This window comes from Methanoregula formicica SMSP (assembly GCF_000327485.1).
In the GTDB taxonomy this organism is placed as follows: Archaea; Halobacteriota; Methanomicrobia; order Methanomicrobiales; family Methanospirillaceae; genus Methanoregula; species Methanoregula formicica.
In genome coordinates, this window is the sequence record NC_019943.1 from 576,003 (window position 1) to 594,072 (window position 18,070).

Below are 18,070 nucleotides of genomic sequence, written 5' to 3' on the forward strand. Positions count from 1 at the left end.
TTTCATTTTTATCTCCTCTTTTATCCCCCGACCGGTCCCCGATCACATCCCGCTGTTGTTATCGTTATCTTTACACCTCCTGCCGCCCTATGTACCGGAATGCTGAAACATTCCGCATGGGCCGCGGTTCCGGGCAAAACACCCGTGGAGAAGTTTGGGAGCCTGGGCCTCATTCCCGGAACAAAAGTCGATATCCGAAAATGTGCAATAATTGCTGACAACTATGGTACCGAGATCTGGCTCTTCTTTGAAGAGGACCTTGCCCGGAAAAAGCCCCTCACCGAGGTTCTTACCGAGTTTGCCGGTGTTCCCGAATTCGAACGGCCGGTAATCCGGGTCGAAAGTTTCCTTCGGTTCACCCGGGAGAACGACCCCTCATTTGAACAGACAATGGAGGAGTTCCCGCTCATGGTCGAGGTGGTTGCCACGGGAGTACGACCGGGAGATACTGCAATCGGACCAGAGATGTATGCCACCTGCCTGATGCCGTTCCTCGATGAACTGGACCTCGAAGCCGAACCTCCGGCACCCGGCGTGCAGAAACTCCCCCGGAAGTCCTGATATCGTCACCTTTTTTTTAGTTTCCCCGATCCACGATATATAAATCGCAGGAGCGCGAATTTAATGGGATATGCGCCTGCCCCAGAAGAAACAGATCTACTCGGTTGTTGATTCTGTCATCCCCAGCAGGTATCTTCTGAAATTCCGGAAAGCCGTCTTTTTCGAGCCCTTCATGGGAAACGATATCGCCAACCGCGGCCGGCTCTCCCACTATGGCTGCGACCGGAGAAAGGAGTTTGCGAAGAACCTCCGGAAGATACGAAAGGAGACCGAGCTCCTCTTAGAGGACATCGAGGCCTACCACATCTACATGGCAGTGAAGACCACCCAGAAGGTCCCCGGCGACATTGCCGAGGTCGGGGTCTACCGCGGGGGTTCTGCCAAGATCATCTGCTCGGCAAAGGGTGACAAGGCCCTCCATCTCTTTGACACGTTTGAAGGCCTGCCTCAGGTGGACGAGATTGACATGGTCTGGCCGTTCTACGAGGGCAAGTTTGCCGCCTCCTTCGAGAGCGTCCGGGACTATCTCAAGGAGAACAAGAACGTCCACTTTTACAAGGGGATCTTCCCGGAGACTGCGGGACCCGTGAAGGATACGATGTTCTCGCTCGTGAACCTCGACGTGGACTGCTACGAGAGCACGAAACAGAGCCTCGAGTTCTTCTATCCCCGCATGAGCCGGGGCGGCATCATCATCTCCCACGACTACATCACGGCGCCCGGTGTGAAGAAGGCGTTCGATGACTTCTTCGAAGGCAAAACCGAGCCGGTTCTGGAAACCGCCGGTTCGCAGTGCCTTGTTGTAAAGGTCTGACCATCACGATGTCCGCTTTTCCGGCCCGGATACCGTTTTTCCTGCAACCTTGTTTTATCAGGTCTGACCCGGCCCATGAGAACTCAGAACGGCCAGGCTATCATGGTATGATGGAATAGAGAGTCAGGCTGCCCACAATTGTTCCCCATCATATCCGGATCCCTGGGGAACCGTGCCCGGAATGCATCAACAGCCGGCGAAACATTGACGGAAATCAACAGGGCACCAGTCTCGTTCTCCCGGATCTCAATGGACTGGATATCGTTATGATAGGGGATAATGAGGGGGAGGTCGATATCATTCGTCTCTCCCTGAGCCAGGTATTTTTGTTCCAGTTCGGGATCCTCCATCAGTTCATGCTGCACCAGTTCATTATGGAGACCGTATTCCTCGAGATGGCACCGCGGATCCCATATATCGAAAGAGAACAGCCGCGTTCCGTTCTTTGCCAGGATATCAACAGTAAAATTCCCGGTCTGATACCCAAGGTTCGGGGAATGGCCGTATCGTATCTCCATCTCCTCGAGATCGATGCTGTTCTTATGGATGCCAAGGACAATCAGGAAGACCTTTTTTTGGTCATCGCTATTGCCCGAATTCGTAACCGAACCCGCAGCAAGGCAAAGAATGAGAAGAATTACTCCCAGCACGATAATCCGTCTCATAGATTCCACCTGTTGATATTATCCAGCATGTGATGGATATGCAGCGTTGTCGCGTTCCCGAATTTTCCTGTGAAAAGAGAGTAACTCATCATATCGGGATCCGGATCATAGCGCCAGAACTCTTTCTGACAGATGATGGTTCCGTTGCTGGCTTTCAGGAGGATCTGCCGGCAGTATGTGGGATCCCAGTTGTTGCTCTCTGCTGAGAGGATGCAGGCCGACTGGGTACTCCAGACATTGGGTCGGGGGTCGTTCTGAGCATAATACGTCTCCCCGCAATAGGTGTCCATCAGGCCAAACACCGTATGGCCGGCTTCGTGCATAAAAACCGGCGCGTTATTTGCCGGGCTCTTGAACCATGATTGTGTCCCCGGTCCCATAGTACTGGAACAGCCGTTGGGTTCGCAGGGTGGCCCGGTATACTTACCGGTGTATTGCGGATAGATGATAACGGCGACATCGGTAAAGGGTGCATCTTTCCAGAAATCTTCGGGAAGTTTTCCGGCACATCCGCTGAAAGCATCGGCATAATCGCCAGGATCCGAGTAATAATAAAAATTGAACCGGTCCGGGGTGTCCCCAGGGAGGCACGACTGATTCCGTGTCAGTGAATTTAAGGCCCGCAGTTTTTCAATAAGGCCATTTACATCGTTTCGGAAATTGTCCTCATTTGCGGTATAATAATCCGTAGAAATCTTCTGTTTCTTCGTGCAGTCGTACTGTGTTTTGGATGGCACAAAAACAACATCCATCCGGTCCTCTACCGCCCCCGTCTCCCCGACAGGGATGATCTTCGAGGGGTACATCAGGATATAAGCGCCCTCATCCTGCGGTATCCTGATGATACTCGTGTTTTCCCTATATCCCCTCCCTACCGCCCGCACGGTATGTTCTCCCGGGGGCAGCGATAAAACCACAATTCTCCCTTCTTTCCCGGCAGTAACTCCTCGGAATTCCCCGTCAAGGTACACCCGGATACCCGCAATGCCCGTCCCTGTATTGCTGTCCCTGCAGGTGACCGGAATACCGTACGTATGCCTATCATCCGGTGACGGTTGTCTTGATGAGGAATCCGGAGAAGTGGCAATGACCGGGACTGCGACGAGACCCAGAAGGATCGCTAGGGTCAGGAAGATCCGCCAGGTGATCCTACAGGTTTTGTCGGTGATCATTGCATGGATCAGGGATTGTGCCATACCATGACTCATGATACGATCTTCATCGTGTTTTCCCGGCATGTAATCCGGTGTTCGTAGATCTCCCCTCCATCCGGCTCCCGCATTCATGGAGGGGTTGTTATTTTACCCGGCATATAATCCTGTGGGTCAGTCACGGGAATGACATATGGTTATTTAAAATCATCAGAAAAAAGGGAATAGTTGCTGGATTCTTACATCAGTCTTTGACGATCAGGATGCCGAAGATGGCGAGCATCAGGCCGAAGAGCAGCACGACGATGCCGGCCAGCCCCTTGATCACGTAGATAACTTCAGGCAGGAATACCCAGATTCCATACACGCCAATAGCACACAGGATGATCCCGATGATCAGTGCAATGACTCCAACTTTGTCCATGATTATTCCTCACATCACGTTTTTTCCGTGATGATATAAGCCTGTTGTATCAGTTCCTTGCCTGGTGTCCCCAACTTTTACCCAGCGTCTTCCACGGGTAGGGCAGGAGTGCCATCAGGATCACTGCCCCGATGATCGGCAGCGGGATGGTCCCGATCGCTGCTGCAAGCGAATAGGTGTCAGCGATCATACCGTTGACGGCAACGCCAAGGCCTCCAAAGCCGATGGCAAGACCGAGCATTACGCCGGAAGCAAGGCCGACGTTGCCGGGCAGGAGCTCATGGGACATGGCTACGGCCACCGCAAAAGTCGACCACAGGCAGAACCCGAAGCAGAGGAGGATGACAAGCTGCAGGATGCCTGATGTGGCAAAGAAGAGGTAGAAGAGCGGCACCGCTCCTGCAAGGGCAAAGACCATGAACTCCTTTCTCCCGACCCGGTCAGAGATGTGTCCCCCGGCAACCTGCCCGGCAACACCGGTCAGGAGCATCAGGGTCAGGGCTGTGCTTGCCATCACAAGGCTGTATCCCTGAGAAACGAGATACATCGGCAGGTAGGTGATAGCCGCAAAAACCGCCCATGCCCGGAGGATAGACGCGATCATCAGGATGACAAACGGCCATTTCGATGGCACGTCGACAACCTCATGAAGGGGGGTGGCATGGGCTTCGCGTACCGCGGCCATCCCCCCGGCAGGAGGCGCCGGAGGACAATGAGCATGACAAGGGCGGGGATGATGAGGAGCACCAGCCCGGGCAGCCCCAGCCACCAGACCAAGATACCGGCCAGTACTGGACCGATGGCATAGCCGAGATTTCCCCCGACCACGAAGTAGGAGGTGATCCTGCCCCGGTTTTCTGCAGAACACAGTCGGCTGACGAGACTTAATGCGGTTGGGTGGAAGCACGCATGGCCCAGGGCAGCGAGGACCGCAAAGGCCATCACCAGGTAATAGTCGTGCACGACTCCCATGAGGGCAACAAAAATAGCGCTGATGAAGAGGCTGATACTCACGCTGATGGTCAGGCCGCGCTTGTCGGAGAGCCAGCCAACGACCGGCTGGGTGAACGATGACGTGACGTTGTAGGCCGTCACGAGCAGCCCGGCAGTGAGGTAGGAGTAACCGTTCTGGGCGATCAGGAGCGGCAGGATCGCGGGGAGCACCGGCATGTAGATGTCGGTGATCATGTGGGCAGCGGCAAGTCCTGTGATGGTGTTCTTCACGCTGTGGGGTTGGGTTACACAGTCCGTTTCAGCCGTAAGATCTCGACCTCGATCTCCTGCACGTCTTTTGTGTGGAAGGCAAAGGTGCGTTTGATGGGAAACGCTCCGCCGATCATCTCGGTGACCTCTGCCCGTTGTGCAGTATATGCTTCAACAAATGGGATTGACCCTGCATTAAAGATGCTGTAGGTAACATCTGCAACCGATAAAGCGCAGTCGATGAACGGCCGGTCCGCGTGGGCCTTCTGGGCACCGAACGGCGGGTTCATGACAACCGTATCGCAGGTGCCGATCCGTCCCTCGCAACCCCCCTCCCGCAGGTCAGCTGGGAGGAACGTGACTTCAGCATCGAGGAGCCGGGCGTTCTCTTGTGCAACGACAAGGGCTCGCTCGTCAATATCCACTCCCGTAACAGATTCGGCCCCGAGCAGGGCGGCCCCGATGGCGAGCATCCCGGTACCGCACCCAAGGTCAACGACCTGTTTCCCCTCAATATCCCCCTTCATCAGGGCGTGGTAGAGGAGCCGGGCAGCAAGGGGTGCCGGTGTCTGGTACTGTTCGAACGCAGCCTTCGGGCGGGGGAAGCCGGAAAGGCGCTGGAGTGCCATTTCGAGCTGTTTGAGCTTCATGGGATCTCGTCGACGGTGTAGTCGTCCCATCTCCGTTTCCCACAGACGATTTCAAACTCCTGCGGGGAGAGGACGGGGACCGGGAACCGTACCTGGTCGTCGTAGGCAAGCCGGGGACAGGCCGTGTTCACGTAACAGCCAAAGCCGAGGTTCGTGAGCTCGTCCGGGCTCACCTCCTGCATCGTGACGATGACGGCACCGGGCGAGAGGGCAGCAAGCCCCTCTGCAAGCTCTTTCCTTGCCTGCCCGGACTTGGTGCTGAGGATGATTGCGGTGTTTTTTGCCGCCTTTGCTTTCTCGATGATGGCAAACCGCCGGCGGAGCAGGGTCTCGCCGCTCACTTCCGAACAGATCCCCGAGAGCGGGTCGAGAGCTACGACCCGTTTCTTTGTCGAGAGTGCAATCCCGATGGGGTGGAAGAGGCCGGTGCCCACGTAGAGGATCTCATCCGCCCCCGCGTCTTTTGCAGCGGAGAACGAACAGCCGAGCACCTGGCCCCGGCAGGGGGTCCTTCCCTTTCCCTCCGCAACCCGGGTATCGATACCCCGCGAACGGAGAAACTCCTCCATGGCCGGGACAAGGTGGACGTGCTGGACGGTGGTGACAAGGCTGACGGTCTTTTCCTTCAGGAGCGGGAGGGCTTTTTCGAGGATCGTGACATCAAAGTCAACAGAATACGGGATGAAGATGACCCGGTCCCGGTTATCGACCGGGGTGTGCCCGACATGGACGAGCACGTCAGCATCCGCAAGGGTATCGAGTGCAAGGTCGCAGGCACCGTAACACGGGTCGCCGCTGACCATGACATCGAACCCGGCCTCCCTGAGCCCTGCTGCGTACCTCGCAGCCTTCCGTTTCAGCCCTTCCGGGAACTGGAGGGCAACCCGGCGGGCCCCCCTCGTCTTCAGTTCCTGAATGAGTTCAGATATACCGCTGGACAACATGGACCCGCTCGTCCACCTCAATCTTCACGAGGGACTTGTAGGGCCGGCCGATATTGGGATCGCCCCGCTGGATCGCGATGCAGACATCCACGACTTCGGCGCCCGCAATCTCCAGGGCCTTTAAGAGAGCTTTCATCGTGCCGCCCGTGCTCACGACATCGTCAATGATGACAACGCGGTCTCCCTTGTACACGCCATTCAGGTACAGTTCGCCCTTTGAATAGCCGGTAGTCTGGTGGACCGGGACCTCGTGCGGGAGGTTGTACACCCGCTTCCGCATCACTGTCATCGGGATGTCAGTCATGGTGGAGAGGACGGACCCGATGTGGATGCCCATAGCCTCGACGACAACGATCTTGTCCACGTTGTTTAAGTCCATCACCTTGACCATGGCCGCAGCCACGTCGCGGAGCAGGGCGGGATCGACAATCGGTACGCCATCGGTGATCGGGTGGATGAAGTAGTTGTACTCCCCGCGTTTCACCATGGGGCAGGTCTCAAGGGATTCAACGAGTCTGTCAAGCATAGTCTTCACCGTTTTTTCTGTTCCTGCATGGCACGGAGGAACGCCTCGACCCTGCCGGCGTGTACGTGCGGCATGCAGACGATCCGGAGGTGGTTCTTCCGGGTCCACGAGACACGCCACGGGGCCGGGATTGCCTCCTTTGCACAGGTAAATGTCGCGACATTGAGGTCAGGGGTTGCTGCCCGCTGGTACCCGAGGGTCTCCATTCCCGCAATGAGCCGCTCCGTGTTCTTCATGCACCCGGCGACAACCGCTCTCATACCTTCCATTCCAAGATAATCGAGGACGGCGAGCGCCCCGGCCACCGGCGCCCCGGGCCGTGTGCCGGCAAGGGTGTATTCCTGCTTCACGGTGAGATAGGGTGTGTCGATATTCAGCGAGTTCAACAGGTCGGGGTCCCTCGTCAGGATGCAACCGCAGGGGATGGTGCTCATGCCCATCTTGTGCGGGTCAACCGCGATGGTCGTAACTCCTCCGACAGCGAAGTCAAACGGCGATGGCCGGTCCAGGAACGGGATGACCATGCCGCCAAAGGCAGCGTCCACGTGGAAGAAGAGGTCGTGCTGCACAGCGATCTTCCCCAGTGCGGGGATGGGATCGACCATCCCGTACTCCGTGGTCCCGGCAATCCCGACCAGGCAGATGGTGTTTTTGTCGATAAGGCCGGCAGCAGCGTCGGCGTCCATCCGGAAGTCGCTGCCAAGGGGGACCGGCCGTGCCTCGAGGCCCAGCATGTCACAGGCCTTCTTGAACGAGAAGTGGGCGGACTCCGGGACAACCACGTTAGGCGCCACAATCCCGCTGCATTGTGCCTTTGCCAGCCGGAGCGCCTGGATATTGGACTCGGTCCCCCCGCTCGTTGCATATCCCCCGGCGTTCTTGCAATGGAAGAGCGTGCCAAACCGTTGTACGAGGAGTTTTTCTAAGGAGAATGAGCCGGGGAAGAGCCCTGGGTCGCCGAGGTTCGTCTCCATGAAAAGGCAGTGTGCCCGGACCGCGACAGAGTGCGGGATTGTGCACATGGAACTTAAAATAAAATCATGGTCAAGGTCTTCCTGCCGCTTCTGTGCAAGGAAGGCGAAGAGTTCTTCTTCGGACTGACCCTTATTCAGCATCTTTGGTTCTCGCGGCTTCTAAGATGATGCGCTTTTCCGTCTTTGCCACGGCTTCACGGATCTTCGGGATCGCATCGATGTTTGCCGATATGCTCGTGATGCCGTGCTCCACGAGCCAGGTGGCCATCTTCGGGTCGGAACCGGCCTGCCCACAGATCGAGCATTCGACATTGTAGGCCCGGCAGACCTGGATGGCGCTGTGGATGAGGGTGAGGACCGCCGGGTGTTTCGGGTTGTACATGTCCGCCACGTTCTCGTTGTTGCGGTCGATGGCAAGCGTGTACTGGATGAGGTCGTTGGTCCCAAATGAGGCGAACTTGATCCCGGCCCGGATGAAGTCCTCGATCATGAGGGCGCTTGCGGGGATCTCGATCATGATACCGAGCGTCACGTTCTCCACGTCAACGCCGCAGGCCCGCATCATCTCCTTGCCGACAATGAACTGGTCGGGATGGGAGACCATCGGGAACATGACGCCGAGGTTCTCGTAGCCCTCCTTCCAGAGGCGCTTGAAGGCCTCGATCTGGAGCCGGAACTGGTCCGGGCTCTGGAGGTCGCGGCGGATGCCTCTCCAGCCAAGCATCGGGTTGTGCTCGTGCGGCTCGTTCTCGCCGCCGGCCATGTTCCGGAACTCGTCGGTCGGGGCATCGAGTGTCCGAACCCAGACGGGCTTCCCGGGGAATGCATCGAGCACGATCTTGATGCCGTCATGGAGCTCTTTTACGAACTCCTCCTCGCGGTTGTTGGTGATGTACCAGCCGGGAGTCTTGTTGAGGCCGAGGATCAGGTGCTCGATCCGGAGCAGGCCCACGCCGTCTGCTCCCGTTGCTGCTGCCCGTGCCGCTGCCTCCGGGATGGAGACATTGACTTTCACGCTCGTTGCGGTGATGATCGGGGCGCTGACGGCCACAACCTGCCCTGCCGCGGGCGCCTGTGCGGAGGGTTTGGGTGCGATCTCGCCCTCGTACACGAGCCCCATCTCGCCATCGACCGTGATGACCTGCCCGTTCTTCAGCTGGTTGGTCGCGTTCCGTGTCCCGACAATGGCCGGGGTTCCAAGCTCGCGGCTCACGATGGCCGCGTGGCAGGTCATACCGCCCTCGTCCGTGATTATTGCAGCAACCTTGCGCATAGCCGGGACCATGTCCGGGTTCGTCATCCGGGTGACGAGGATATCGCCCTCCTTTACTGCTCCGGTGTCCTTTACGTCCCTGATGATGATGACCCTGCCGGAGGCGATCCCCGGGGCCGCACCCTGTCCCTTTAAGATGATTTTTGCATCCGATTTCTTCCCTGACATGTCCCTTCCTTCCTTCTTTCCTATCGTTGTGATCGGCCGTGACTGGAGGATGTAGATCGTCCCTGCCACAACGCCCCATTCAACATCCTGCGGCACCCCGTAGTGGTTCTCCGCGATCTTCCCGTACATGGCGAGCTTGGCGACTTCCGCGTCGGAGAGGACCTGTGTGTCCTGGCGGTCTTTTGAGACCTCGGCGAGTTTTGTGCCATGGTCGCCGTCGGCAATGATCTCCACTTTCTTGTTTGCGATATAGGTGTCGGTGACCAACTCCTTCCGCTGGTCGAAGACATACTTGTCCGGTGAGACCGAGCCAGAGACAACGGCCTCGCCCAGGCCCCACGATCCCTCGATGATCGTCTCGGGCTCTCCCGTGATGGGGTGGGACGTGAACATGACGCCGGCCTTCTCCGAGTGGACCAACTGCTGGACAACGACCGCAATGTTCACGGTATGGTCATCGAATCCCTGCTTTGCCCGGTAATAGATGGCCCGGGCACCGTAGAGCGAGGCCCAGCATTTCTGGACCGACGAGATGAGTGCCGCTTCACCTTTGATATTGAGGAAGGTCTCCTGCTGGCCGGCAAAACTTGCGTCCGGCAGGTCCTCGGCCGTTGCGCTCGAACGGACAGCAACGATCAGCTCGTCGCCCATCTTCTTGTAGGACTTTTTGATATCGTCGCGGATCGCTGCCGGCATCTTCGCTTTTAAGACCAGGTTCTTTGCATTGTCGGCAGCCTTCTCCAGCGCCACATTGTCTTCCACGTCGAGGTTCTCTAAGGATGAAAAAATCTTCTTCTCAAGACCGGTCTCGACTAAAAACCTGCGGAAAGCCTGGGCAGTGACCACGAAGGCCCTGGGGACCGGAAGGCCGATGGAGGCCATCTCCCCCAGGGAGGCACCCTTGCCCCCGACGGATATGATATCCTCCTTCCGGATCTCCTCGAGCCAGAGTATATTGGGCACATCTTTCATTGCTCGCACCACTTATGATCTTGCCGGCGCCCTGTTTAAGGGTTATGATGTCCGGCGCTTCCGGTGCGTGGGTCCTCCCTGGTATCCCATGCCACAGACCGGGTTTCTATAAAAAAGTGCCAGCCGGAAAAAGAATAATCCTCTTTAAGTACGGTGCCGATATTGTATGGGTTTTTATGGCAAACGCGAGAGTGCTCGTCAGCGATCCGCTGGCGGAAGAGGGGCTCGCCATCCTCCGGGCTGCCGTTGACGTAGACGTCAAAACGGACCTGAAAGAGGACGAGCTCTGTAAAATCATCGGGGATTACGATGCCCTGCTGGTACGGAGCGGCACCGATGTCAATGCAAAGGTTATCGGGGCTGCAAAGAAGATGAAGTTCATCGGGCGTGCCGGCGTGGGAGTCGACAATATCGACGTTGACGCGGCAACCCGGATGGGGATCATTGTTGCGAATGCTCCCGAGGGAAATACCCTTGCGGCAACCGAGCACACGATGGCGATGATGCAGTCGCTTGCCCGGAACATCCCGCAGGCAAACGCGAGCTTGAAGAAGAAAGAGTGGAAGCGCTCGAAGTTCATGGGCGTGGAACTGAACGAGAAGACGCTTGGTATTGTCGGGTTCGGCAGGATCGGCCGCGAGGTGGCAAAGCGGGCAAAGGCCATGGACATGAAGTGCGTGGCCTACGACCCGTTCATCACGCAGGAACGGGCGGCCCAGCTCGGCGTGGAGATGATGTCGATGGCGGATCTCTTCAAGGTCGCCGACGTCATCACCGTCCACACCCCGCTCATCCCCGAGACAACGCATGTGATCAACGAGAAGAGCATTGCCACGATGAAGGACGGCGTACGGATCATCAACTGCGCCCGTGGCGGTATCATCGATGAGAAGGCTCTCTACGATGCAATCAAGGCCGGGAAGGTTGCGGGAGCAGCCCTCGATGTCTTCGAGCAGGAGCCCCCGACCGAGTCCCCGCTCCTCACCCTCGACAATGTCATCGTGACACCGCACCTTGGGGCAAGCACGGTCGAGGCCCAGCTGAACGTTGCAGTATCGGTGGCAAAGCAGTGCATTGATGTCCTGAAGGGCGGATCGGCGAAGTACGTGGTGAACGCTCCCATGATCCCTTCCGAGCACACGGAAGCCCTCCAGCCCTTTGCCCAGCTCGCCGAGAAGATGGGCCGGTTTGCGGTGCAGGTCGCAGGTGGCAGGCTCTCCTCGGTCGAGTGCATCTATGGCGGCGAGCTCTCTGCCTATGCAGGAAGCATGAAATTCGTCACCCGGCTTGCCTTAAAGGGACTCCTCGACCCGATCCTCCAGCAGCCGGTCAACATCGTGAACGCGGAGTTCGTTGCAAAGGAGCGCGGCATTCAGGTCAGCGAGACCGTGACGGAAGAAGCCAAGGGTTTCAAAAACCTCATCACCATAAAGATCCGGACCGACAAGGGAGAGGAGACGGTCAGCGGCACGGTCTTCCAGAAGGGCCGGAGCCGGATTGTTGCAGTCGGCAGCTACACGATGGACCTGATCCCCGAGGGTCACCTGCTGGTTTCCAAGCATGTGGACCAGCCCGGCGTCATCGGGCGGGCAGCAACCGTGCTCGGCAAGAACAACATCAACATCGCGGGCATGCAGGTCGGCCGGTTCAACCCGAAGGAGCCGGCACTGATGGTCCTGAATGTTGACAGCCCCGTGCCGCAGCCCGTGATCGAAGAACTCCGCGGCCTGCCCGGAATCTCCTCCATGACGTTTGCCAAGATATCTGATGAGAAGATCTGAAGATAATCTAAAATCCTTTTTTCCGGCATTTCAACGATTCACAGGTCAAATTTTTTCCTTGTGATTATAGTCCCGACTAAAAAACTTGCAAGAATCCTTGCTGCTATTGTATTACGCGGGGGTCGGGCGGTGTACTACTTGCCCGGGCCGGGATTACAGAGATGTTGTGGTGGAGGGGATAACCTTGATTATCGTAACGGCAGTATACTCCATCAGTCAGGATGAGGCGTCTTCATGCCGCTTTCTGATCTGCTCACCCGGTACCCTGCTGATATCCGGAACCTGTATGCTGTACGGGATGTTCCGACACTTATCCGCTTTATGGGCCATCCCGATCCGAAAAACCGCACCATTGCTGTTGACACTCTGACGGACATCGGTGCTCCGGCAGTCCCTGCACTCATATCAGCTCTGCGATCGCCCCGGTCATATGTTCGCCTTGGCGCCATTGAAGCACTCGCCGGTATCAGGGACCCGGCATCGGCCGGTCCCCTTATCACCCACCTCCAGAAAGAGAAGCACAGCGAGCTTTTGTGCGCTGTAATCTTCGCCCTCGGGGAGACCGGATCGCCTGAGGCCATCCCCTGCCAGGTCCATCTGCTCTCTGACAATGCAAAGTACCTCCGGCTTGCAGCCGCGGTCTCGCTTGAACGGCTCGGGTGGGAACCGGAGAATGAACGCGATCGCCTCCGGTACCGTATCGCCCGGTGTGACTGGGACGCGGTCAGGAAGGCCGGGCCCGCCGCAGTCCCGTGGCTCTGTGATATTTCCCAGGATCCCGATCCTGCTATCCGGTCCCGGGTTATCTCGCTACTCGGGGAGATAGGTGCGGGCGAAGGGTGCCGGGCTTGCGAGGCCGGCATCCGGGACCGAGACCCGGGTGTCCGTTGGGCGTCGGTCCTTGCTGCGATGAACTGCGGGATCACTCCCGCCCGCATGCCCCTCTTTCTCGCGTCCCGCGAACGCACCGGCCCCAACCCTGTCGCCGCCGGTATCTTGAACTTCCTCTTCCTTGGCCTGGGGTATAATTACATCGGGAAGTGGTGGGGATTTCCGGTCTTCATGGCCTACATGTCGGTGATTGTCCTTGCGCAGCTGGCAACCAGCCCGTTCCTTCCCTATCTCGTTGCCTATCCCGTCACGGCGTTCCTCGGCCTGCATACGTACTATCTTGCACGGAGGATCTCTGATCAGGGGTGACGCTGATGGTGCCACAGGACCTGTTTTTGGGACGCACGCCGGATATCACAATGCTGGAGGAGGAGTGCGACATTCCTGCACTCATCAGTCACCTTGCGTCACGCGAACCGGACATCCAGGTGGCGGCAGCGGAAGCGCTGGCCCGGATGGGATCGCCTGCAACCGGCCCTCTCATCGCAGCCCTTAGGACCCGGAAACGGGCCCGGCGCCTGGGGATCATCGCCGCACTGGGACAGATCGGGGATGTGCAGGCACTGGATGCGCTGGACGGCCTGACGAAGGACCAGAGCAGCGAGATACGGTGGCAGGCCTGTATCGCGCTCGGGCAGATCGAGGGTGGCGGGGCAGTCCCGGTCCTCCTCTTCTCGCTCCGCGACCGGGACAAGTATGTACGGTACGCGTCGGCAGTCTCCCTGAACAAGGCAGGGTATGTCCCGGAAACGGACGATGACCGGGCGTGGTTCTCTGCCGGGATGCAGGACTGGGAACGGCTTACCGCACTCCGAAACGCCGCGGTTCCCGTGCTTACGAGCCTCCTCTCCGACCCGGATGCAGACCTGCGTCGCAAAGCAGCCCGGGCGCTTGGCGCAATCGGGAGCAGCGATGCGGGGCCCGCCCTCCTCCATGCGCTGGGGGATGAGGACCGGCAGGTGAGATGGGAGGCAATGCTCGCCTCGCAGATGTGTGAAGTCCCCTCAATGCTCCTCCCGCGGGGACTCTGCCGGCGCCCGCGGCTCAGGAAAAACCCTCTCGTTGCCGGGATCCTTAATTTCCTGTTACCCGGACTGGGCTACGGGTATCTCGGCAAATGGTGGGGGATCATGATCTTCCAGATCGACATCACCACCACGGTCTGGATCTTCAAGTACTATGGCGAGGCGAATACCTACGGCATCCTCTTCCCGCTCTACATTATCCTGGGCGTGCATGCATGGTACATCACAAAGAAGATGCCGGAGGAGCCGCCGTGATTCATGGATTTCCGTGATCTAAAAAAGGGTGAGAAGTTCTTCAGGGTTCTTCGAAATCCGACCAGTCATCAGACTGGGAGGACGAGAAGAAGCCATCAGGCTTCTTCGAATCGGTGAGGGTCTTCTGACCCGAACCGCGAGAGGAACTCTTCAGAGTTCCTCGTAGATTTTCACCGGCACCGGTAAAATATCCGGCCGCTTGTCGGTCATGAAGTACACGTAGCCCATCACGTGCACGTAGTATTCCAGGTATCCCTTCACGAAGTTCGAGAGGCTCTCGTTCCTCCGCCCGAGGATCAGGATATGGATCCACTGGATGATGAGGCAGATGGCAGTAATAATGCCGTAGATCCATAGGACAATGGCTATTAGGATCCAATATACGATACGGATGAGCAGCTCGAGCCGGCCCGCGTCGTGCTCGAAGGTAAAGAGTTGTGTTTGTCCAGTCATGGTAGACCATTTTTTTGTGGGAACGTGCGGAAGATAAAGCACACGGAACAGATCCCGATCAGGATGCCGCATGCTTGCGATCGGTTACACTAATTTTTAATAATACCAGAGCAGATGTTATAGAGCATCAGACCAATCGAGGGCTCGTGGTCTAGTTGGCTATGACGTCGCCTTGACATGGCGGAGGTCCTGAGTTCGAATCTCAGCGGGCCCATCTTCTTTGTTTTCTCAAAACGTTTTTTCTGACGGTGACGTTTGTCCGGCCGAAGCGCTCTGAAAAATTATCTCGCCCGTCCTATTGTATTGTCTCATAATCGATGGTGATCTCCTCGCCCGCAGCAATGTCCTGGCTTGCAAAGTAGCGCGAGTCCTTGTCCCGAAACGTGTTGGGTTCTGCGGAATGGTTCAGGTACCATCCGATCTCCATGTACCCGAAATCATGGGGCACATAACACCCCTCCTTTGTTTCTAATCCATAATGGCGGCTGAACACCGCCAGCACCTGATTGCCCGTCATGTTCGTTGTTGTCACAAGCCGGGGGTCCGGGCCGGGAAAGAGCCGCAAAAAGGTACCTTTCCGGATCCCGTGCGTGCAGAAGACCCCCACGCCATCATGGGGCGAGGGGCAGAGCATGAACGAGAGTTCGGTGGTCTCATCCTTCAGTATTCCTGAGGTATCGAGAGGAATATCGCGGATGTGCATCTGGTATTCAGTCCTGATAACTGGTTATACCGGGTAGGTGTTGAAAAGGATGGCGGTTGGGGGGCGATGACGATCTGAAAAAATGTACCATCTGGTCGAAGAATTGCTACGCAATTCTTCTCCTCCTCCAGGTCTGATGACCTGTCGGAGGTCGAAGAATACGTGGGGTTTTGTTTAGTAGCCGGGTTGTCTCTGGCTGCCTGAACGTTAGAAGAACTTCTTCCTCCACATGAACAGGCCGAGCAGCACCGAGATCATGACAGAGAACATGAAGATGATCTCAAACGCAAGCGGGACTCCGGAGAGCGGGAGATCGGCCACATTCATGCCGTAGAAACTGGCAATCATCGTCGGGATGGCGATGATGATCGTGATGGAAGCAAGGAACTTCATCACGATCCCGAGGTTGTTCGAGATGATGGTGGCAAAGGCCTGCGTCATGCCATTTAAGATGTGCAGGTAGATCTGCGACATCTCCATGGCCTGCTTGTTCTCGATGATGACGTCTTCAAGGAACTCGGCGTCATCCTCGTACATCTTCAGGGGCTTGGTGCGCAGGATCCGTTCGAGCACGGCCTCGTTGGACTTGAGCGATGTCGAGAAGTAGATGAGGCTCTTTTCCAGTTCCATCATCTGGAAGAGCTCCTCGTTCTTCATCGAGCGGTGGAGCTCAACTTCGATCCGGGAGATGGTACGCTCGATCTGGCGCAGGTGGTGCAGGTAGGCGGAGGCGTTCCGGTAGAAGATCTGGAAGAGGAACCGGGTCTTCTTGACCGTGTGGAAGTGGCGGACCTTGCCCGCGATGAAGTCGTCGAGTACCGGAGTCTGGCGGCTGCACACCGTGACGATCAGCTTCTCGGAGATGACAATACCGAGCGGAAGGGTGGTCAGGGTCTGGATCCCTGCTACCTCCGTCACCATGGGCACGTCGAGCACAACGAGGACCACGCCGTCCTCGGCATCGATGCGCGGCCGTTCTTCCTCATCGAGCGCAGCGCGGAGGAACTCCGGCGGGAGGCTGCAGGAGGAGGCGATTTCCGTCAGCTCCGCATCTGTGGGGGCGGTCATGCGGACCCATGCACCCTCGCAGGGAGTGTCGATGAGATCCGTAATGGCCGGTTCGATATCTTTCCGGGAACGGTAGATCTGGATCATCGCAACACCACCACCTGCCCGGGCCGGGCCGGAGAATATGATCAGCTAATGGTATCCGCTCTGGTTTATAAGCCTGCGTTCCGTATCCGGGCGGGAGGGAAAAACTGGTTCAGGGGTCTTTCCGGATCAGGAGCATTGCCCAGAGCATCGAAGCGCCGGCAGCGAGGAATACCAGCGCGTCCAGTTCTTCCGGCACTGCCAGCGAGAAGATACGGGTGCAGTTGAAGAGGACAAAAAGGGTGAATGTGAGGGCGATGAACCAGCCGTAAGCCTTCTTCTTCTGTACGGCAATCCGGACCGCTGTCAGTGCAACGAATGCCTCGGCAGAGGATGCGATGAGCTGGATTACCCCTGAGATGTCCATGGTATGCAGGTGGTGCGGTGTCGCTGATAAATTTGAAAGGCTGTCCCGTCTACTGTGACTTCCATAGGAGCCACACGGCGCCGACCATCGAGATGCAGGCAATGAGGAGCACCAGCGCGTGCAGCTCGGCTGACATATCCAGCGCAAAGATACGGGCAAGGTCGAAGACAACGAAGAGGGCAAACGTAATGCCGATAAACCAGCCGTAGAGTTTCTTCTTCTGTATGGCGATCAGGAATGCAATCAGGGCAACAGCCACTTCTGCAAGCGTTGCGACAAGCTGGATGGTTCCGGAGATGTCCATGGTACGTTGGTATTTTCAGCCCTGCTGATAAACCATGCGAAAAAAACCGGGGAAACGGGGAGGATCAGAGGTGGCAGCGCCCGCCGCCCCTCTTTTTGAAGAACTGCTGGTGGTACTCCTCGGCGCGGTAAAACGGCCCGGCCGGCTGGATAGCGGTCATGATGCTGCGCGATCCATACCTCCCGGAGAGCTCGATGTCGAGTTTTGACCGCCGTGCAATGGTTCCCTGCTCAGCATCGTGGAAGAAGATCACCGAGCGGTAGTTCGGCCCGATGTCCGGTCCCTGACGGTTGAACTGGGTCGGGTCGTGGACAGACCAGAAAACATCCAGCAGCTTCTCGTAGCTGACGCGGGCGGGGTCGTACGTCAGCTGCACAACCTCGGCATGGCCGGTCTCACCGGTGCAGACCTGCTCATATGTCGGGCTTTCAACAAATCCGCCCATGTACCCGACAGCGGTAGTGATCACACCGTTGATTGTACGGAACGCCTCCTCCACGCCCCAGAAACAGCCGGCCCCAAAGGTAGCAAGCTTACGGGTACTTTCTGTCCCAGCCATACCGGTCTATTCTCTTTCTTGGCGTCCATCAGATAAACCTCTCGGTTGTTACTGCCCGCAGAATGGTCGCATGATTGCCGGGGTCTGCGCCGGGATCGGGAACCATCTCGACACCGATCCCACGGTCATCCGCCTCATCTGGGCCGCGCTCACGCTCCTCTCCCTGGGCACCGGCATCATCGTTTACCTCGCTGCATGGGTCCTTATTCCCGAAGAGCCTGGCGGCGAGACCCCATAATTCATCATTCATCAGGA

Annotated in this window: 22 protein-coding genes and 1 tRNA gene; 7 read left to right on the plus strand and 16 right to left on the minus strand. The window is 57.5% G+C overall.

From position 1 onward, the window contains the following. Window positions 1-99: 99 nt before the first annotated feature. Window positions 100-561 (plus strand): hypothetical protein, encoded by a 462-nt coding sequence (locus METFOR_RS02915; protein WP_015284605.1) that lies wholly within the window; start codon window positions 100-102, stop codon window positions 559-561. A 70-nt stretch (window positions 562-631) separates the two neighbouring features. Then, on the plus strand, window positions 632-1,375 hold the full coding sequence (locus tag METFOR_RS02920; protein ID WP_015284606.1) for a TylF/MycF/NovP-related O-methyltransferase: 744 nt from the start codon (window positions 632-634) through the stop codon (window positions 1,373-1,375). Between the two features lie 83 nt (window positions 1,376-1,458). On the opposite strand, the gene METFOR_RS02925 is transcribed toward METFOR_RS02920, so the two are convergent. From METFOR_RS02925 to ppsA, 10 genes are all read right to left on the minus strand, one after another. Continuing rightward, a complete protein-coding gene (locus METFOR_RS02925; protein ID WP_015284607.1) occupies window positions 1,459-2,040 on the minus strand; it encodes a hypothetical protein in 582 nt (193 codons plus the stop codon). Further along, window positions 2,037-3,236, minus strand: a complete 1,200-nt coding sequence (locus METFOR_RS02930; RefSeq protein ID WP_015284608.1) for a peptidase associated/transthyretin-like domain-containing protein — start codon at window positions 3,234-3,236, stop codon at window positions 2,037-2,039. Before METFOR_RS02930 ends, METFOR_RS02925 begins: the two co-directional genes overlap by 4 nt. A 199-nt stretch (window positions 3,237-3,435) precedes the next feature. Next, window positions 3,436-3,615 (minus strand): hypothetical protein, encoded by a 180-nt coding sequence (locus METFOR_RS02935; RefSeq protein ID WP_015284609.1) that lies wholly within the window; start codon window positions 3,613-3,615, stop codon window positions 3,436-3,438. 49 nt (window positions 3,616-3,664) lie between these two features. Next, entirely contained in the window at window positions 3,665-4,300 is a 636-nt protein-coding gene (locus METFOR_RS16045) for an MFS transporter (RefSeq protein ID WP_267878663.1), read from the minus strand. Further along, window positions 4,219-4,839 carry an MFS transporter gene (locus METFOR_RS16050; RefSeq protein WP_267878664.1) on the minus strand — a complete coding sequence of 207 codons (621 nt, stop codon included), beginning with the start codon at window positions 4,837-4,839 and terminating at the stop codon, window positions 4,219-4,221. Before METFOR_RS16050 ends, METFOR_RS16045 begins: the two co-directional genes overlap by 82 nt. Before the next feature lie 14 nt (window positions 4,840-4,853). After that, complete coding sequence (locus METFOR_RS02945) at window positions 4,854-5,468, minus strand: METTL5 family protein (protein WP_015284610.1); 615 nt, start codon at window positions 5,466-5,468, stop codon at window positions 4,854-4,856. After that, window positions 5,465-6,412 (minus strand): diphthamide biosynthesis enzyme Dph2, encoded by a 948-nt coding sequence (gene dph2, locus METFOR_RS02950; RefSeq protein ID WP_015284611.1) that lies wholly within the window; start codon window positions 6,410-6,412, stop codon window positions 5,465-5,467. The genes METFOR_RS02945 and dph2 overlap by 4 nt, the downstream gene beginning before the upstream one ends. Further along, complete coding sequence (gene hpt / locus METFOR_RS02955; RefSeq protein WP_015284612.1) at window positions 6,390-6,938, minus strand: hypoxanthine/guanine phosphoribosyltransferase; 549 nt, start codon at window positions 6,936-6,938, stop codon at window positions 6,390-6,392. The genes dph2 and hpt overlap by 23 nt, the downstream gene beginning before the upstream one ends. A gap of 5 nt (window positions 6,939-6,943) precedes the next feature. Continuing rightward, a complete protein-coding gene (mfnA, locus tag METFOR_RS02960; RefSeq protein ID WP_015284613.1) occupies window positions 6,944-8,053 on the minus strand; it encodes a tyrosine decarboxylase MfnA in 1,110 nt (369 codons plus the stop codon). After that, entirely contained in the window at window positions 8,043-10,325 is a 2,283-nt protein-coding gene (gene ppsA, locus METFOR_RS02965; protein WP_015284614.1) for a phosphoenolpyruvate synthase, read from the minus strand. The genes mfnA and ppsA overlap by 11 nt, the downstream gene beginning before the upstream one ends. A gap of 176 nt (window positions 10,326-10,501) precedes the next feature. Between ppsA and serA the strand changes: the two genes are divergently transcribed. The 3 genes from serA (at window position 10,502) to METFOR_RS02980 (ending at window position 14,277) form a co-directional block, all read left to right on the plus strand. Next, window positions 10,502-12,106 carry a phosphoglycerate dehydrogenase gene (serA, locus tag METFOR_RS02970; protein ID WP_048110778.1) on the plus strand — a complete coding sequence of 535 codons (1,605 nt, stop codon included), beginning with the start codon at window positions 10,502-10,504 and terminating at the stop codon, window positions 12,104-12,106. A gap of 234 nt (window positions 12,107-12,340) precedes the next feature. Further along, window positions 12,341-13,306, plus strand: a complete 966-nt coding sequence (locus METFOR_RS02975) for a HEAT repeat domain-containing protein (RefSeq protein WP_015284616.1) — start codon at window positions 12,341-12,343, stop codon at window positions 13,304-13,306. Window positions 13,307-13,311: 5 nt separating this feature from the next. Continuing rightward, on the plus strand, window positions 13,312-14,277 hold the full coding sequence (locus METFOR_RS02980; protein ID WP_015284617.1) for a HEAT repeat domain-containing protein: 966 nt from the start codon (window positions 13,312-13,314) through the stop codon (window positions 14,275-14,277). Window positions 14,278-14,427: 150 nt separating this feature from the next. On the opposite strand, the gene METFOR_RS02985 is transcribed toward METFOR_RS02980, so the two are convergent. Beyond that, a complete protein-coding gene (locus tag METFOR_RS02985) occupies window positions 14,428-14,730 on the minus strand; it encodes a DUF4389 domain-containing protein (protein ID WP_015284618.1) in 303 nt (100 codons plus the stop codon). A 140-nt stretch (window positions 14,731-14,870) separates the two neighbouring features. Here METFOR_RS02985 and METFOR_RS02990 point away from each other — a divergent pair. After that, window positions 14,871-14,944: transfer RNA gene (locus METFOR_RS02990), tRNA-Val, on the plus strand. Between the two features lie 81 nt (window positions 14,945-15,025). Here METFOR_RS02990 and METFOR_RS02995 read toward each other — a convergent pair. The 5 genes from METFOR_RS02995 to msrA all read right to left on the minus strand — a co-directional run bounded on the left by METFOR_RS02995 (window position 15,026) and on the right by msrA (window position 17,815). Beyond that, window positions 15,026-15,433, minus strand: a complete 408-nt coding sequence (locus METFOR_RS02995; RefSeq protein ID WP_015284619.1) for an SET domain-containing protein — start codon at window positions 15,431-15,433, stop codon at window positions 15,026-15,028. 207 nt (window positions 15,434-15,640) lie between these two features. Continuing rightward, on the minus strand, window positions 15,641-16,588 hold the full coding sequence (locus METFOR_RS03000; protein WP_015284620.1) for a magnesium transporter CorA family protein: 948 nt from the start codon (window positions 16,586-16,588) through the stop codon (window positions 15,641-15,643). 109 nt (window positions 16,589-16,697) lie between these two features. Next, complete coding sequence (locus METFOR_RS03005) at window positions 16,698-16,952, minus strand: hypothetical protein (protein ID WP_015284621.1); 255 nt, start codon at window positions 16,950-16,952, stop codon at window positions 16,698-16,700. 49 nt (window positions 16,953-17,001) lie between these two features. Next, on the minus strand, window positions 17,002-17,256 hold the full coding sequence (locus METFOR_RS03010) for a hypothetical protein (protein ID WP_015284622.1): 255 nt from the start codon (window positions 17,254-17,256) through the stop codon (window positions 17,002-17,004). A gap of 64 nt (window positions 17,257-17,320) precedes the next feature. Next, the gene (gene msrA, locus METFOR_RS03015) at window positions 17,321-17,815 is read right to left on the minus strand and encodes a peptide-methionine (S)-S-oxide reductase MsrA (protein WP_015284623.1); all 495 of its coding nucleotides are present in this window, start codon (window positions 17,813-17,815) and stop codon (window positions 17,321-17,323) included. On the opposite strand from msrA, the gene METFOR_RS16120 reads away from it, so the two are divergent. After that, a complete protein-coding gene (locus tag METFOR_RS16120; protein ID WP_324602935.1) occupies window positions 17,700-18,053 on the plus strand; it encodes a PspC domain-containing protein in 354 nt (117 codons plus the stop codon). The two genes, msrA and METFOR_RS16120, sit on opposite strands and share 116 nt — an antisense overlap. The last annotated feature ends 17 nt before the right edge of the window (window positions 18,054-18,070 follow it).

Excerpts from the sequence above, each read along its gene's own strand:
- METFOR_RS02915 (WP_015284605.1), top strand. The coding sequence starts at position 100 with ATGCTGAAACATTCCGCATGGGCCGCGGTTCCGGGCAAAACACCCGTG.
- METFOR_RS02920 (WP_015284606.1), top strand. The coding sequence starts at position 632 with ATGCGCCTGCCCCAGAAGAAACAGATCTACTCGGTTGTTGATTCTGTC.
- METFOR_RS02925 (WP_015284607.1), bottom strand. The coding sequence starts at position 2,040 with ATGAGACGGATTATCGTGCTGGGAGTAATTCTTCTCATTCTTTGCCTT.
- METFOR_RS02930 (WP_015284608.1), bottom strand. The coding sequence starts at position 3,236 with ATGGCACAATCCCTGATCCATGCAATGATCACCGACAAAACCTGTAGG.
- METFOR_RS02935 (WP_015284609.1), bottom strand. The coding sequence starts at position 3,615 with ATGGACAAAGTTGGAGTCATTGCACTGATCATCGGGATCATCCTGTGT.
- METFOR_RS16045 (WP_267878663.1), bottom strand. The coding sequence starts at position 4,300 with ATGGCCGCGGTACGCGAAGCCCATGCCACCCCCCTTCATGAGGTTGTC.
- METFOR_RS02945 (WP_015284610.1), bottom strand. The coding sequence starts at position 5,468 with ATGAAGCTCAAACAGCTCGAAATGGCACTCCAGCGCCTTTCCGGCTTC.
- dph2 (WP_015284611.1), bottom strand. The coding sequence starts at position 6,412 with ATGTTGTCCAGCGGTATATCTGAACTCATTCAGGAACTGAAGACGAGG.
- hpt (WP_015284612.1), bottom strand. The coding sequence starts at position 6,938 with ATGCTTGACAGACTCGTTGAATCCCTTGAGACCTGCCCCATGGTGAAA.
- mfnA (WP_015284613.1), bottom strand. The coding sequence starts at position 8,053 with ATGCTGAATAAGGGTCAGTCCGAAGAAGAACTCTTCGCCTTCCTTGCA.
- ppsA (WP_015284614.1), bottom strand. The coding sequence starts at position 10,325 with ATGAAAGATGTGCCCAATATACTCTGGCTCGAGGAGATCCGGAAGGAG.
- serA (WP_048110778.1), top strand. The coding sequence starts at position 10,502 with ATGGCAAACGCGAGAGTGCTCGTCAGCGATCCGCTGGCGGAAGAGGGG.
- METFOR_RS02975 (WP_015284616.1), top strand. The coding sequence starts at position 12,341 with ATGCCGCTTTCTGATCTGCTCACCCGGTACCCTGCTGATATCCGGAAC.
- METFOR_RS02980 (WP_015284617.1), top strand. The coding sequence starts at position 13,312 with ATGGTGCCACAGGACCTGTTTTTGGGACGCACGCCGGATATCACAATG.
- METFOR_RS02985 (WP_015284618.1), bottom strand. The coding sequence starts at position 14,730 with ATGACTGGACAAACACAACTCTTTACCTTCGAGCACGACGCGGGCCGG.
- METFOR_RS02995 (WP_015284619.1), bottom strand. The coding sequence starts at position 15,433 with ATGCACATCCGCGATATTCCTCTCGATACCTCAGGAATACTGAAGGAT.
- METFOR_RS03000 (WP_015284620.1), bottom strand. The coding sequence starts at position 16,588 with ATGATCCAGATCTACCGTTCCCGGAAAGATATCGAACCGGCCATTACG.
- METFOR_RS03005 (WP_015284621.1), bottom strand. The coding sequence starts at position 16,952 with ATGGACATCTCAGGGGTAATCCAGCTCATCGCATCCTCTGCCGAGGCA.
- METFOR_RS03010 (WP_015284622.1), bottom strand. The coding sequence starts at position 17,256 with ATGGACATCTCCGGAACCATCCAGCTTGTCGCAACGCTTGCAGAAGTG.
- METFOR_RS16120 (WP_324602935.1), top strand. The coding sequence starts at position 17,700 with ATGTACCCGACAGCGGTAGTGATCACACCGTTGATTGTACGGAACGCC.
- msrA (WP_015284623.1), bottom strand. The coding sequence starts at position 17,815 with ATGGCTGGGACAGAAAGTACCCGTAAGCTTGCTACCTTTGGGGCCGGC.